This is a genomic window from Gemmatimonadota bacterium, from assembly GCA_030747075.1.
Taxonomy (GTDB): Bacteria; ARS69; ARS69; order ARS69; family ARS69; genus ARS69.
On sequence record JASLLL010000016.1, the window covers coordinates 1 to 14,008 of the forward strand.

The 14,008-nt window shown below is 67.8% G+C and carries 11 protein-coding genes; 5 read left to right on the forward strand and 6 right to left on the reverse strand.

Translation table 11 applies throughout. The features are described 5' to 3' along the window. Positions 1 to 354: 354 nt before the first annotated feature. Complete coding sequence (locus QF819_06685; GenBank protein ID MDP6802845.1) at positions 355 to 1,212, forward strand: hypothetical protein; 858 nt, start codon at positions 355 to 357, stop codon at positions 1,210 to 1,212. 51 nt (positions 1,213 to 1,263) lie between these two features. Here the strand turns inward: QF819_06685 and QF819_06690 are convergent, their stop codons facing one another. Together QF819_06690 and QF819_06695 are read right to left on the reverse strand one after the other, a co-directional pair. Further along, the gene (locus tag QF819_06690; GenBank protein ID MDP6802846.1) at positions 1,264 to 2,325 is read right to left on the reverse strand and encodes a 3'(2'),5'-bisphosphate nucleotidase; all 1,062 of its coding nucleotides are present in this window, start codon (positions 2,323 to 2,325) and stop codon (positions 1,264 to 1,266) included. Then, positions 2,322 to 5,093, reverse strand: coding sequence for a pitrilysin family protein (locus QF819_06695; protein MDP6802847.1), 2,772 nt, complete (start codon positions 5,091 to 5,093; stop codon positions 2,322 to 2,324). The genes QF819_06690 and QF819_06695 overlap by 4 nt, the downstream gene beginning before the upstream one ends. Positions 5,094 to 5,116: 23 nt before the next feature. Between QF819_06695 and QF819_06700 the strand changes: the two genes are divergently transcribed. Together QF819_06700 and QF819_06705 are read left to right on the forward strand one after the other, a co-directional pair. After that, positions 5,117 to 5,785 carry a hypothetical protein gene (locus tag QF819_06700; GenBank protein ID MDP6802848.1) on the forward strand — a complete coding sequence of 223 codons (669 nt, stop codon included), beginning with the start codon at positions 5,117 to 5,119 and terminating at the stop codon, positions 5,783 to 5,785. Then, positions 5,785 to 7,290 carry an FAD-dependent oxidoreductase gene (locus tag QF819_06705; GenBank protein MDP6802849.1) on the forward strand — a complete coding sequence of 502 codons (1,506 nt, stop codon included), beginning with the start codon at positions 5,785 to 5,787 and terminating at the stop codon, positions 7,288 to 7,290. Before QF819_06700 ends, QF819_06705 begins: the two co-directional genes overlap by 1 nt. A gap of 28 nt (positions 7,291 to 7,318) precedes the next feature. Here QF819_06705 and QF819_06710 read toward each other — a convergent pair whose 3' ends face one another. The 4 genes from QF819_06710 to QF819_06725 form a co-directional block, all read right to left on the reverse strand. Next, entirely contained in the window at positions 7,319 to 8,773 is a 1,455-nt protein-coding gene (locus QF819_06710; GenBank protein ID MDP6802850.1) for a 2-oxoacid:acceptor oxidoreductase family protein, read from the reverse strand. Beyond that, positions 8,770 to 10,155: a 3-methyl-2-oxobutanoate dehydrogenase subunit VorB gene (gene vorB, locus QF819_06715; protein MDP6802851.1), complete on the reverse strand. Its 1,386-nt coding sequence runs from the start codon at positions 10,153 to 10,155 to the stop codon at positions 8,770 to 8,772. The genes QF819_06710 and vorB overlap by 4 nt, the downstream gene beginning before the upstream one ends. A gap of 2 nt (positions 10,156 to 10,157) precedes the next feature. After that, a complete protein-coding gene (locus tag QF819_06720; protein MDP6802852.1) occupies positions 10,158 to 10,517 on the reverse strand; it encodes a hypothetical protein in 360 nt (119 codons plus the stop codon). 129 nt (positions 10,518 to 10,646) lie between these two features. Next, complete coding sequence (locus QF819_06725; protein MDP6802853.1) at positions 10,647 to 12,080, reverse strand: aldehyde dehydrogenase family protein; 1,434 nt, start codon at positions 12,078 to 12,080, stop codon at positions 10,647 to 10,649. A gap of 140 nt (positions 12,081 to 12,220) precedes the next feature. On the opposite strand from QF819_06725, the gene QF819_06730 reads away from it, so the two are divergent. Both QF819_06730 and QF819_06735 read left to right on the forward strand, forming a co-directional pair. Continuing rightward, positions 12,221 to 13,084 (forward strand): class I SAM-dependent methyltransferase, encoded by an 864-nt coding sequence (locus tag QF819_06730; GenBank protein ID MDP6802854.1) that lies wholly within the window; start codon positions 12,221 to 12,223, stop codon positions 13,082 to 13,084. 3 nt (positions 13,085 to 13,087) lie between these two features. Next, on the forward strand, positions 13,088 to 13,972 hold the full coding sequence (locus QF819_06735) for an RNA methyltransferase (GenBank protein ID MDP6802855.1): 885 nt from the start codon (positions 13,088 to 13,090) through the stop codon (positions 13,970 to 13,972). Positions 13,973 to 14,008: the final 36 nt, after the last annotated feature.

A 14,008-nucleotide genomic window follows, 5' to 3' on the forward strand; every position in this document is an offset into this window, starting at 1 on the left:
GCTGTGGGGTACGGTAAAAGCGGCTTATCGGTAGGGGGACAGGGGTTCGTCTCTTGTACGGAGAACGGATTGAGAGTCGGGCTGCGGACAACTGCAAGGAGGCTAAGTATGTACCAGCAAGACAAGCGTTCTCTTGTGATGCATGTGGGGAGCATGATGATGCTCATGTCCCGGGCAGGTCAACGGGGCTCCTCTGGGACGCCCGCGACAGCGACGGACGCCGGGTCGTATCGGGCGTCTACTTCCTGCGCCTGAAGGCGGGAGAGGGAACCGCGACTCGCCGACTGGTTCTCTTGCGGTAATCCCGCCCGCCGCCTTGCCGCATCCCCGTGCCCCTGTTAGCCTCGCGGCCTCATGTCGACCGAATCCGCATATTCGCCCCCGCGCGCCCCGGCTGTCGCGCGGGACGAGCCGCCCGTGCCGTGGACCGCGCGCGTGCCGTTCCTTCTCGCATTCTCGGCGGCGACGATTCTCCTGATCCCGCTGGAGATGTGGCTGCCGGGCGGAGTCGCGGCGACAGTCGCGCTCGTGCTTCTCCTCCGGGATCCGGTCCCCGCGTTCCGTCGGCGACTCGGCACGCTCCTCGGATGCGTGGCGCTGCTCGCCGCCTCTCCGATTCACACGGACACCTCCACGCGCCACTTCGCGACGCTGGGGCTTCCGTTCTTTCTTGCAATCGTCGGCCCGGCCGTCCTTCTCGCGCGCACGGATCCCGGCGTCATCCGCTACCGGTTTTTCCCTCGGCGCATCCGGAAGCTGGATCTCCTCTACACCGCCATCTCCATCCCGCTTGCGTGGCTGGTGATTGAGTTCTACTTCTTCCACGCGAATCCGGAGCTCCCCACGCACTGGCCGCTTCCCGCGGTGCGCGACGCGGAGTCCGTCCGGCGGCTCTTCATCGGCATCAACTGCGTGGGGATCTGGGACGAACTCTTCTTCGTGAACACCGTCTACGCCGTGCTGCGATCGGTGTTTCCGTTCCGTGTGGCGAACGCCGTGCAAGCGGTGGTCTACTCTGCCGTGTTGACGGACATGGCGTTCACCGGGATCGGCCCCGTGGTCGTGTATGCTTTCGCGTGGACGCAGGGCGCGATGTTCGAGAAGGCGGAGGGCCTTCTGTGGGTGCTGGTTGTCCACTTGATCGTGGACTTCTACCTGGTGGCCGCAATCGTCGGCTACCACTACCCGGGGAGCGGATACGCGGGCTTTTGATGCGGCGGCACTCTCCGCGCATCTTCGCGCACGATGACTCCCCGGCGCGCGTTACTTCCCGACCGCTGCCGCCAGTTCTCGGAGCACGACCTCATGGATGGGGCCGTTGGAGACGACGACTCCGCGATTGTCGACCATCTTCTTCCCGATGGCGAAGTCCAGCGGCTTCCCGAAGAGATCCGTGACGGACCCGCCCGCCTCCTCGACGACAATGGCCCCGGCCGCATGATCCCAGATGTTCTCGCGGTAGTCCGGCGTGCGCTTGGACGGCAGGCGCAGGTAGAGCGCCGCTTCCCCGCGCGCAACGGCGGCGTACTTCGCCTGACTGTCCATGCGCACCGGGTCGCGTGTGATCCCCGCCTCACGGGCGATCGTCGCCTGCAACGAATGGTCGCCGTGCGCGGCCTCGACGCTCTCCACCATGCGGAACCCGTCGGCCTTGCCGCCTTCAGACACGCGGATGGGGGTGCGCTCTCCAGCCGCGCTTGCCGGTCCGTCCCAGTCGATCACGAACGCGCCTTCTCCGCGCACTGCGCCGAAGAGGACACCCCGGGCACCGTCCGCATTCCCCGCCTCACGCGGGAGGTACGGGCAGCCGAGCACGCCCACCTTCACATCGCCATCCACCACGAGCGCGAGGGCGACCGCGTACTGGTCGCCTCGCAGGAAACCCTTCGTGCCGTCGATGGGATCCAGCGTCCAGTACCGCGAACCGACCTCGCCATTCCCGTGGTCGATCCAGGTGGTGACATCCTCCGCATTCACCGCCCGCCGATCCTCCGGCGCGGGGCCGCCCGCGCAACCGCATCGCCCGCCGGTGCCCTTCCAGCAGATGCATCGCCCGGCGTACTCCACCACTTGCGCGAGCGCGCGTGCCCCACCCTCCGCTCGCAGTGCGGCCGAGTCTTCTTCGCCGACGACCGGGTCCTCCGGGAACATCGCCGAAAGGAACCGGCAGACGATCGCCTGCGCACCGAAGTCCGCCACCGTCACGGGGCTTCGGTCCTCCTTGGTGATTGCGTCCGGGACGAGTTCCCGGCGCACATTTTCACAAAGCGAAGCGGCCGCCGCGACCGACGCCAGTGCGCATTCCAGTTCGCGTTCGAGGGTCATGGGGTGGAAGTCTCCGTTTCCCGGGGCATGGGCGCCCCGTCGATATCGAGATAGTGAACAGGTCCAAGGCCCAGCGCGCGAATGTCGTCCTCGATGATGTCGAGATCTCCGATGACAATGACCGCCACACGCTCCGGGTGGAGATGGTCGCGGGCGGCCGTGTTCGCTTCGCCGAGAGACACCGCGCGAATCTCATTCGGATACGCGGACATGTGGTCGTCCGGGAGTTCGTACACGATCTGTTGCAGAAGCCCCCGGAGGATTTCGGAGTTTGTCTCGAACTTCGCGGGGTACCCGCGTGTGATGGACTGCTTCGCGAGCGACAGTTCGTCCGCTTCGATCGCGCGCTCCCCGCAGACGCCGGCCAGCTCCGAGAGGATCTCGGTGATCGCCGGCGCGGTCACTTCCGCCTGCACGCGTGCGCCCATGGAGAACAGACCCGGGCCGCGCCGCGCCGTGGTGCGGGATCGTGCGCCGTAGGTGTAGCCCTTGTCTTCGCGCAGGTTCAGATTCAGTCGGCTGGAGAAGAACCCGCCCAGCACTCGGTTCGCGACGGAAAGCCGGTTCCAGTCCGGTGCCGTGCGCGTCATTCCGATATGCGAGACGGTGACGGTCGCCTGCGAGTCGCCCGGCTTGTCGACAAGATACACTTCGCGCTGCGTACGCGCGGTCGGGGTGGACAGAACCACCCGCTCCGGCGCCGCTCCCTCCCAGTCCACGAGATGCTCCTCCAGAATCCCGGCGAGTTCCGCGGCCGTGATGTCGCCCGCCGCCAGGAGAACGGCATTCCCCGGCGTGAAGTGTTCCGACGCGTGGGCGCGAACGGCATCCAGCGTCATGGCTTCCATTCCGTCCACGGTTCCGTCACCGAGGCATCCGTAGGGATGGTCCTTTCCGTAGAGAACGCGCCGCCCGACCATGCGCGAGATCGTGCGCGCGTTGTCCTTCTGGCGGCGGAGGTTCACGATGCGATTGCGGATGAGCTTGTCGAAGCGGGCCTGTGGGAAGGCGGCATCGGTCAGGACCATGCCGAGCATCTCCGCCGAGCGGTCGAGGTGCCTCCGGAGCGCGGAGACACAGAGCGCGCGGTAGTCATAGTCCGTGCTCGTCCACATCTGCGAGCCGATGCGCTCCAGCTCTTCGGCGAACTCCAGGCGGTCGTAGCGACCCGCGCCTTCCATCAGCATATCGGCAGCGAGGCCGCCCAGCCCCTCCAGTCTCAGGCCGTCCGTGCGAACCGGGTCGTCTGCGCCGCCGGTTCGGAAGACCAGCCGCAGTTGCACAAGCGGGAGTTCGTGCTGCTCCATGACGACGAGCTCCAGCCCGTTGGACAGGCGCGCCCGAGTGAGTTCGGGCAGCTCAAGGGCGGGTTCCGGTCCGCCTTCAGGCAGCGTCGTGCGATCGACCTGCGCCACGGGACCGGCCTTGTAATCACCGAAGGGAACGATCTCCATCACGAGGCGGTCGCGTCCCTCGATCCATTCCGCGAAGGCATCGCGAACACTCTCGCGCGTGGTTCGGGCATAGCGCTCCATGTCCAGCGCGAGGTAATCGGGCGTGCCGAGGTGATGGTTGTAGCGGTTGAGGCGATCGTTCTTCCCCCCCCACGAGCCGATCCTCTGGAGGGCACGCAGGAACCCGGCTTCCTTCTCGAACTGCGCTCGCTCAAGCTCGTCGCCGGTGGGGCCTTTTTTCGCGAACCGCGCGAACTCCTCGTCGAGGATGGCGCGTACTTCGGCTTCGTCCGTTCCGGGCCGAAGCGTAATCTGGCAGAAGAACGCCGACGAAACCTGCTGTCCCCAGTGACCCACCTGCACATCCTGCGCGAGTTCCATTTCGTCCACCAGACGCAGGTAGAGTCGGCTCGTGCGCCCCGATCCCAGGATCGAGGCCGCGAAGTCGAGATTCGCCTCGCTGTCGGAGAATGCGGGCGGCGTGTGCCACAGGTGGTACACGCGCGGGAGTTGCACGCGCCCCTCGAGTGCCACGCGCATCTCCCCGCGCATCTGCGGCACCCACTGGCGCACTTCCGTGATGGGCGGCCCGGGCGGGATTTCGCCGAAGTACTGTTCGATCCACGCTTTCGTCTGTGCCGGATCAAAGTCCCCCGCGATCGAGAGAGTGGCGTTGTTCGGCGCGTAGTAGGTGCGGAAGAAGTCGATGACATCGTCCAGCGATGCCGCCTCCAGATCCTCGTGCGAGCCGATCACCGAGTGGTCGTACGGGTGCCCCGCCGGGTAGAAGTACTCGTTCACATTGAGCCAGAATTCGCTGTAGGGCCGCCCCTCGCTTTCGCGGCGTTCGTTCCGGACGACCTCGCGCTGGTTGTCGAGCTTCTCCTGCGTCATCGCCTCCGGGAGCCAGCCGAGGCGATCCGCTTCCATCTGAATCGCGCGTTCCAGGTGGTTCGACGGGAGCAGTTCCCAGTAGTTGGTGCGGTCTTCGCTGGTGGAGCCGTTCAGATTTCCGCCGACTTGCTGAAGAGGGCCGAAGAACTCGTTGTCGAGATGCTCCGAACCCTGGAACATCATGTGCTCGAAGAGGTGCGCAAAGCCGGAGCGCCCGGGGCGTTCGTTCTTTGAGCCGACGTGGTACCATACATTCACTCCGACAATCGGCGTGGAGTGGTCCTCGTGGAGGATGACCTCCAGGCCGTTGTCCAGCGTGTAGAACTCGTGGGGGATGGCGGGAGTGTCCGGTGCGGGTGCGGCGGCGAGAGCAGCGGGCAGCGCAAGAGACACGAGGATCACGAACGGGCGCAGAGACATGAGGAGTTCCTTCCTCAGGGGACATGGGTGACGGAGGGGCAGGGATTGTGCCATCGGCGGGGAAGCGTCGCAAGACGCAAGGGAAGCGGAGAGGCGCGGCGCTGAACTGGTCTCGCCGGGAGTTCCTCGGGGTCGCGGGCGGCGTGTTTGCGGCCGGAGCGGGGGGGGCTCTGCTCGCGGATCTTCTGCCCGACGACGCGGCGGAGGGTCCGGTTCCGGTGGAAGCGGCTCCGGATCTCTCGGGCGAAGATCCCGGTGAACTTCGCGAAGTGCTCGCGGCGGCGGCGGCGGCGCTTCTGGACGATGCCGGGCCGTGGACTCGCGAGGAAGCGCACGAGTGGGCGGCGCGGGAACTTCGGCGCTGGCCGGATGTGGACGGGGACCTCGCTCGGGGTTCGCTGGACGCGGGCTACTTCCTTCGCCACGCACTGGGAGAGGGAGACGCCCGCGCGATCACGCTTCGTCCCTCCGGGGAGGTCGCGGGCAAGCTGGAGTCCATCGGGCTGGCGGGGGTCTTCGCCCGATTCCGCGAGCTCGTGCCAAGCCCCCGTCGGCTTTCACCCGGGGCCGCCGCCCGCGTCCGCACGACGCTCGCGGCACTCCTGCGCACATTCGTGGTGAGCCCGCTCTTCCGCGAGACGCATGGCGTTCCGCCGCTACCCGAGCTTCCGCCTCCGCCGGAGGCCCGCTGATGCCGCGTCGCCAGCGGGAGCCGCGGCCCGATGTCGCGGTCGTCGGTGCGGGGATGGCGGGTGCGCTCGTCGCATGGCGACTGGTGGCGCGCGGCGCCCGCGTTGTGCTGATCGAAGCGGGGGGGCGGCACGGCCACGCGGCCGGACCCGGTGCGCGACGCGTTCCGTACCTGCGCGCGCTTCGCGGGCTGCCGCCATGGCGCACGCCGGAGGAGGCGGGGGAGTTGCGCGCCAGCGTGGAGACGGGCCTCGGTGGCACGACGCTCGTGTGGGACGGATTCGCGCAGCGCCTTGCGCCCGATGACTTCCGCTCGCGCACGCTTTTCGGGCGTTTCGCGGACTGGCCGATCGCCGCTTCCGATCTCGCGCCCTACTACGACGACGCGGAGCGTGAGATCGGCCTTGCGGGCGGGCCTTCCGGCGGGCTGCCCGCGCATCCCCTCGCGGAAGCGGACGAGCGCTTTGCCGCCGCCATCACGAAACTGGGCGGCCGCGCCGTCGCGCTCCCGAACGCGCGTGCGAGTCGCCCGTATCGCGACCGCCCCGCGTGCGGCGGGTACGCGGGGTGCGCCGCCTGCCCGACGCTTGCGAAATACACGGCGGAGTCGCACATCGTTCGCGCGCTTTCCACGGGCCGACTGGAACTGCGCACGCGAGACCGCGTCACCAGTATCGAAACCGGCGACGGCCGTATCGACTTCCTTCGAACGCACGATGTATCCGGGAACCGGCGCAAGGTCCAGGCCGACGCGTTTGTGCTGGCGGCGGGGAGCCTCGTGAACGCGTCGCTCCTGCGTGCGCTGGCCGTGGAGGAAAACGCATCGCCTCCGCCCGCCATTCCCTGGGCGGATCACCTGCTCTTCGAGATGGAGGCATTCCTGGACGAAGCATGGATGCCGGGCACCACGGCGTTTCCCGTGGCGGGGACGGACCTCTTCGCCTCGCGCAAGGAGCGGGAGCGAGGCGGGGCTATCGGGATGGTGTTCGGCGGGACGGCGGCGACGCCCGCGGCAGGAAGGATCGTCGGGGAGCTCTTTCGGGAGGACGGGCGCACCGGGAGGGATCTAGCGAAGGGAATCCGCCGACACCTTCGCGGGCGCGTGGCGATCACCGTGTGCGTGGAACCGCCACAGGACGCGGGGCGATCCCTGCGCCCGGGTACGGAAGCTGGCGCGCTCCCCGAACTGTCGGGCGAATGGAACGACGCCGCGCGGAAGGCCGTTCGCCGCGGTGAGGACGCGGCCCGGCGCGTATTCCGCGCGATGGGGGCGAAGCGCGTCCGCCGCGCTGGATCGCCACGCCTGGCCGGGAGCCACACCGCCACCGCGCCGATGACCGCTTCGTCCGCCGAAGTGCCGTTTCAGACCGTGGGCACCGACCTCCGGGTGCCGGGTGCGGAGAACCTCTTTGCGGTATCGGCGGGGGTGCTGCCATCGCCGGGGTCGGTCCGGCCCGCGCTGACCGTGGCCGCGCTGGCGCTGCGCGTCGCGAAGGCGGTCCGGTAGCGGCCCCGCCTTCGCTTCGCAGCCCCGCCTAGCGGGCGCCTTCCAGCCGGTGGATCTCCTCGCGAACGGACTTCACGCCCCACCCGAATGCCTCTTCGTTCATCGGGATCATGGCGCACTTGTTTGCGAGGCTCTCGCGCACGGCCGTCAGGAAGGACTCTTCGTGCAGAAGGTCCGTGGCTTCCTGTAGCGCACCGAGCGCGACGACATTCTTCACGACCGCCTTCCCGAGCGAGATGGCGATCTCCGTCATGGGAACCGGGCAGAGCCGGATGCCATCCGGGAAATCCGGGACTTCCAGAACGACGGAGGAATCGTAGATGACCACTCCCCCCGGGCGAACGGTTGGCCCGAACTTCGCGAGGCTGGGCGCATTGAACGCGATCAGAATGTGCGGGTTCGGCGAGCCGGGCGAGAGCACTTCCGTTCGGCCGACATGAACATCCGCATACGAGGTTCCCCCGCGCGACTCCGGCCCGTAGCTGGGAATGTGCGTCGCGTCGAAGCTCTCGTTGATGGCGGCTTTCGCAATCAGGAGCGCCGCTGTCTGCGCCCCGTCGCCTCCGGCCCCCGCGAGTTTCAGCGACACATCCGCCGCATCCAGATGCTCCGGGAAGCCGTCGGTAAAGCGCGGCGAGGCGGTGCCGGTGGCGCCCACGATCTCCGTGACACGCTCCGGCTGAAAGTCCGGCGCGGGCGGATCGAACCAGGCTTCGCGTGTCTCGTCCTTCAGGATGCCCGGGGGATATCGGGGGACCATCTCTCTTTCGACCCATGCTTCCGTCTCCGTGGACGAGAGCTTCAGGTGCGTAGGGCACTCCGCCAGCACTTCCACGAAGGAGAAGCCGCGGCCTTCCACCTGGAGTTTGAGCGCCTTCTTGATGGCCTTCTTCGTGCGCATGCGGAGCTTCTGGCTGAAGAGAGCCGTCCGCTCCACGAATACGGGGCCGTCCAGCCCCGCGATGGTCTCCGCCACGCGAAGCGGCGGGCCTTCCATCCGTCCGCGCCCCGCGGGGGAAGTCGTGGAGAACTGCCCCGGGAGGGTCGTGGGGGCCATCTGTCCGCCGGTCATGCCGTAGATGGCGTTGTTCACGAAGACCACCGTGAAGGGCAGTCCAAGCTGCGCGGCGTGCATGATCTCCGCCAGCCCGATCGACGCGAGATCTCCGTCGCCCTGATAGCTGACCACGATCGAGTTGGGATTGGCGAGCTTGTGTCCCAGTCCGACGGCCGGTGCGCGGCCGTGCGCCGCCTGTGAGTTCCCGACATCGAAGTAGTAGTACAGGAAGACCGAGCACCCCACCGGCGAGATGGCAATGGTCCGATCCTGAATGTCCAGTTCCGTAATGGCCTCGGCGAGGAACTTGTGGATGAGACCATGCCCGCAGCCGGGGCAGTAGTGCGTGGACGATCCCTTGAGGCCTTCGCCCTTGGCGTGCCGATCAAAGTGCCGGAAGAGGGCGTTTTCGATGGGAGGGCTCATCGGGCCACCTCCAGAATGTTGTGAACCTTGTCCGTGATTTCATCCTCCTGGGGCAGGACACCCCCCATGTGCCGCAGGTGATGAATGCCGACGCCGTGAATGTCCGCATGACTGAGCGCCAGGCGGAGTTCATCCTCCAGTTGGCCGTCGCTGGCTTCCACGACCAGAATGTCGCGGACATGTCCCAGCGTCTCCCGGAGCGCGTCGATCGGGAAGGGCCAGAGCGTGATCGGGTGGAAGAGACCCACCGCATGCCCTTCCTTGCGGACCCGTTCCACCGCCCCCTTGGCCATGCGGGCCGGAGTCGTGCATGCGATGATCAGGAGCTCGGCATCGTCCGCGCGGTAGAGATCCGCGCGCTGTTCCCGGGCTGTCATCTTTCCGAACTTCCTGGAGACATGCTGGTTGTGCGTCTCCAGATCCCGTTCATCCAGATAGATGGAACTGATGAGGTTCCCGCGATGGTCGGCGTCTCCCCAGACCGCCCAGTCCGGGATGCCCGGAAGCACCATCTCCGAGGGAAGGTCCACCTTGCCCGTCATCTGCCCGAGATAGCCATCCGCCACCACCACGACCGGGTTGCGGTATTTGAACGCCAGCCGGAACGCGTCCATGGTGTAGTCGAGCATCTGCTGCGGGGTGGTCGGAGCCAGGACGATGGCGTGCGTGTTGCCGTGCCCCAGCCCCCGGCACACGAGCTTGATGTCCGCCTGCTCCGGCGCAATGTTCCCCAGACCGGGACCGCCGCGCATCACATTGATAAACACCGCAGGCACTTCCGAGCCGACCATGTAGGAGATGCCCTCCAGCATGAGGCTGAACCCGGGCGAACTGGTGAAGGTCAGGCTGGGCTTTCCCGCGCCGCCGCAGCCGTACATGTGGTTGACCGTGGCGATTTCGCTGATGGCCTGAAGGAAGATCCCGCCCAGCTGCGGCTGAAGTGCCGCCATGAGTTCCGCGCCTTCGGTGGAGGGCGTGATGGGATAGCCGAACACATGCCGACATCCGGCGAGAATGGCACCGAGCGCCGCCGCGTGATTGCCCTTGAGCACCATCGGTTCACATCGGGGCAGCGGGACGCGACGGTCAGGGATGGACGCAGGCCGGGGGCGGCCGTTGGTTTCGCCGAGGAGCTTTGCCGGATCCTGAAGCTCGAATCCGTTCGGCACCAGCCCGTACGGCTCCGGGCACGCGGAGATGCACACGCCGCATCCGTTGCAGATGTCCCAGTCCACAACGACCGGGACCAGTCCCGACTCCTGATGAATCTCCTGGCCCATCTCGATGCAGTCCTTGGGGCACGCGGCGATGCACCGCCCGCATCCCTTGCAGATCTGCGGCAGGAGCGTGGGCTTGGGCCTTGCGGCAGCTTTACCGGTCATGGTCAGGCATCCTCCTTCTTCTCTTCGTCCGGATATGCGCAGAGAATGGAGGTCACTCCCCCCTCCGTGTCCAGCTCCTCTCCCCGGAAGTAGGGGCAGCGCTCGTGTTCCTCGACTGGCCTTTTGGCGACGCGGTTCGGGCAGTAGGAGACCCAGGACGGAGTGTCGTCCCGGAAGCCGTCGGGGCAGTCCTCGCCGAAGAACCGGACATGGAGGGGGCAGGCCTTCTCAATCGACCCGCCTTCTTCTCCCGGCTGGACAGACCGGCGAACGGGCCGGTCCGGCAGGGGAAAGAAGGGGCCGTCGTTCTCAACCGGCCAGTAATGAAGCGGCCAGCCGCCCTCCCTGTCGGGGTGCTGCATGACAACCCTCCCTCTACAGGCAAACGGGATGGACCGGAGCCGGGGATCCCACGGGCCCCGCAGAATATGTGATTCGCGGATCCAGTATACCGGCAGGGGAAACGCCGGGCAACCGAAGGGACGGACCGGTCATGCAGGCAGCGAGCGCTCGATCAGGAGCCGGATCTCCGTCATATCCTCGATGGCGAAGCGAATGCCCTCCCTCCCGAGGCCACTCTCCTTGACTCCGCCGTAGGGCATGTGGTCCACACGCCACGACGGGGCGTCACCGATCACGACTCCACCCACTTCCAGCGTCTCCCAGGCCTTGCGCGCGCGGTAGAGGTCTCGGGTGAAGACGCCTGCCTGCAGGCCGAAGACACTGTCGTTCACCTCGGCGAGCGCGTCGTCGAAGTTCGCGAACGAGGACAGCACCGCCACGGGGCCGAAGGCCTCGCGCCGCACAACCTCCGCATCGCGCGGGACGCTCTCCAGAAGCGTGGGGGCGACCATGGCACCCTCGCGTTCTCCGCCGCAGAGGATGCGTCCGCCCGCGTCCTTCGCGTCCGCAATCCAGCCTTGAAGGCGCGCGGCTTCCTTCTCCGAGATCATCGGGCCGATGAAGGTGTCCGGGTCTTTCGGATCCCCCATGCGAAGCGACTTCACCGCGCTGACAAAGCGGTCGCGGAACTCCGGAAGGACCGACTCGTGGACGATCACGCGCTGCACCCCGATACAGCTCTGTCCTGACTGGTAGAACGCGCCGATCGTGATGCGCTCCACCGCGTCCGCGAGGTCCGTGTCCTCGTCCACGATGCACGCCGCGTTCCCTCCAAGTTCCAGTACCACCTTCTTCCGTCCGGCGCGTGCCTTGAGCCCCCAGCCGACATCCTGCGATCCCGTGAAGCTCAGGAGCTTGAGGCGATCGTCCGTGGTGAAGAGGTCCGCCCCGGTCCGGGGGCACGGGAGAATGGAGAACGCGCCGTCGGGAAGGTCCGTCTCCGCGAGGACTTCGCCGATGATGAGCGCGCCCACGGGTGTCAGGCTTGCGGGCTTCAGCACGAAGGGGCACCCGGCCGCGATGGCGGGTGCGACCTTGTGCGCCGCGAGATTCAGCGGGAAGTTGAACGGGCTGATGAACGAGCACGGTCCGATCGGAAAGCGCTTCCACATTCCGGAGTAGCCGCGTGCCCGCGGGCTGATGTCCAGCGGGAGTACTTCGCCGGGGATGCGGACGGACTCCTCCGCAGCCACCCGGAAGGTGTCGATGAGGCGCGAGACCTCTCCGCGGGAGTCGCGGATGGGTTTCCCCGCCTCCACGCAGAGCCCCAGCGCCAGTTCCTCCGCGCGCTCGGTGAATCGGGCGACGCAGTGGTCCAGTACCGCCTTTCGCTCGAAGGCCGCCATTCGGCGCATGGGTGTGGCGGCTCCGGCAGCTGCGGCGATTCCGCGGTCGATGTCTTCCGGCGTGGCCAGCGCGACGCGCGTGGCGACTTCTCCGGTGAACTTGTCGGTGACGGCCAGATCCGTGTTCGGCGTTTCCGCCCGGCCGCCCACGAAGAGCGGCCATGTCTCTCGCAGCATGGCGCTTCCTCCCGCATTTGTGATGTCCGGCCGAACATACCGCGCGCGCGGTCGTGAGGAAAGCGACGCCGCGCTTTGCCCGTGGCGGACTTCCCGCCGCTCGGGCTACGATTCCGCCGCCACATTCGGGAGGCCGGGGCATGGACACCACCTACGAACTGCTCGACGCCGGGGACGGTGCGCGTCTGGAGCGGTTCGGCGCGGTCGCGACGGTCCGTCCCGCACCCGCCGCACGAGCCTCCCGGCTGGCGCCGCCGGACGCATGGACAGCGGCCGACGCGGTCTACCACCCGGGAGATCGCGGGAAGGGAGGTGCGTGGGAGGCGCGGGGCACGCTGCCGGATCCGTGGGCCGTGCGGTCGGCCGGACTCCGGATGCGGCTTCGACTGGCTCCGTCCGGGCAGGTCGGTCTCTTCCCGGAGCAGGAGGCCCTTCGCGAACGCATCGGCGCCCTCCTCCACGCGCAGGCCGCCGCGCTCGGGGAGCCCCCGCGCGTGCTCAACCTCTTCGCGTACACCGGCGGGACCACGCTCGCCGCGGCCGCCGCCGGAGCGCGGGTGGCTCATGTGGATGCCGCGCGCGGAGTCGTGTCCTGGGCGCGGGAGAATGCCGCTCTGAACGCGCTGGACTCGGCGCCCATCCGTTGGATCGCCGACGATGCGCGGCGGTTCGTCACGCGGGAGGCAAGGCGCGGCCGCCGCTACGACGCCGTCCTTCTCGACCCGCCGACCTTCGGGCGCGGCACGAAAGGCGAATCGTGGAAGATCGAGCGCGACCTCCCCGGGCTGCTGGAGGCGTGCGCGTCGCTTCTTTCCGGCCCGCAGTCGCTCCTTCTCCTGACCGCGCATACCACCGGATGGCGCGCGGGGCGGCTCTCGCGATCGCTTCGCGACGCCTTTTCCAGGCTGCCGATCCGCGTGGAATCGGGGACAATGGAGCTGGCCGCAGTGAGTGGTGCGCGACTTCCCGCGGGGTGCTGGGCGATCGCGCGCCCGGGAGGGTGACTGATGGACCCGATCACCAGCAGCAAGAATCCCCGTGTGAAGAGCGCCGTCCGCCTTCGGGACCGTCGTGCCCGTCGTCGCGAAGGACGCTTTCTCGTCGAAGGTTCCCGCGAGATCGCGCGCGCCCTCGACGCGGGCTTTCGCGCGGAGACGCTCTTCGCGCAGGAGAAGCTCGTGGAGTCCTCCGGGCTGCCGTTCCTCGTGGAGCGCGCCGCCGCGTGCGGTGCGCGGGTGATCCCGGTCGCCCCCTCCGTCTTCGCGAAGCTCGCCATCCGCGAGGAGTCCGATGGGCTCGTGGCGGTCTTTCCCATCCCGGACCCGTCTCCGGAGCGTCTTCGTCCGGGTGCCGCCCCTCTTCTTCTGGCGGCTTCAGGCATTGAGAAGCCGGGGAACCTCGGCGCGCTCCTTCGCTCCGCGGACGCGTTCGCCGTGGATGCGTTGCTCGTGGAGGGCGGGTCGGACCTCTGGGGGCCGAATGTGGTCCGGGCGAGTCTGGGGTGCCTCTTCACGGTGGCCGTCGCGGCTTTCGAGGACGGGGCGCTCTTCCCGTGGCTCAAGGAGCGGGGCGTTCGGATGGTGGCGGTGACGCCGGACGGGGACACGCCCCTGCCGGACGCGGACCTGACGGGAGCCGTGGCGGTGGTCGTCGGAAACGAGCAGTCGGGGATCTCCCGGGAGGTGCGGGAGGCGGCGGATGTCCGGGTCGCCATCCCCATGGGGGGCGCGGCGGATTCGCTGAATGTATCGGTGTGCGCCGGGATTGTGCTCTACGAAGCGACCCGGCAGCGTGGCGGGGGGGCAAAGAACGAGCCCGGGGGTCCCGCCGTTCCGCATCCCGAGGGGAGTCCGCCCCTGTATAGAATCCCCACCTCCACGGAAAATCCGTGAGAGGCCGGGTGCGGTCGAGCAGCGGAAACCCGCCGG

Excerpts from the sequence above, each read along its gene's own strand:
- QF819_06730 (MDP6802854.1), top strand. The coding sequence starts at position 12,221 with ATGGACACCACCTACGAACTGCTCGACGCCGGGGACGGTGCGCGTCTG.
- QF819_06710 (MDP6802850.1), bottom strand. The coding sequence starts at position 8,773 with ATGAGCCCTCCCATCGAAAACGCCCTCTTCCGGCACTTTGATCGGCAC.
- QF819_06720 (MDP6802852.1), bottom strand. The coding sequence starts at position 10,517 with ATGCAGCACCCCGACAGGGAGGGCGGCTGGCCGCTTCATTACTGGCCG.
- QF819_06735 (MDP6802855.1), top strand. The coding sequence starts at position 13,088 with ATGGACCCGATCACCAGCAGCAAGAATCCCCGTGTGAAGAGCGCCGTC.
- QF819_06685 (MDP6802845.1), top strand. The coding sequence starts at position 355 with ATGTCGACCGAATCCGCATATTCGCCCCCGCGCGCCCCGGCTGTCGCG.
- QF819_06690 (MDP6802846.1), bottom strand. The coding sequence starts at position 2,325 with ATGACCCTCGAACGCGAACTGGAATGCGCACTGGCGTCGGTCGCGGCG.
- QF819_06725 (MDP6802853.1), bottom strand. The coding sequence starts at position 12,080 with ATGCTGCGAGAGACATGGCCGCTCTTCGTGGGCGGCCGGGCGGAAACG.
- QF819_06700 (MDP6802848.1), top strand. The coding sequence starts at position 5,117 with ATGGGTGACGGAGGGGCAGGGATTGTGCCATCGGCGGGGAAGCGTCGC.
- vorB (MDP6802851.1), bottom strand. The coding sequence starts at position 10,155 with ATGACCGGTAAAGCTGCCGCAAGGCCCAAGCCCACGCTCCTGCCGCAG.
- QF819_06705 (MDP6802849.1), top strand. The coding sequence starts at position 5,785 with ATGCCGCGTCGCCAGCGGGAGCCGCGGCCCGATGTCGCGGTCGTCGGT.
- QF819_06695 (MDP6802847.1), bottom strand. The coding sequence starts at position 5,093 with ATGTCTCTGCGCCCGTTCGTGATCCTCGTGTCTCTTGCGCTGCCCGCT.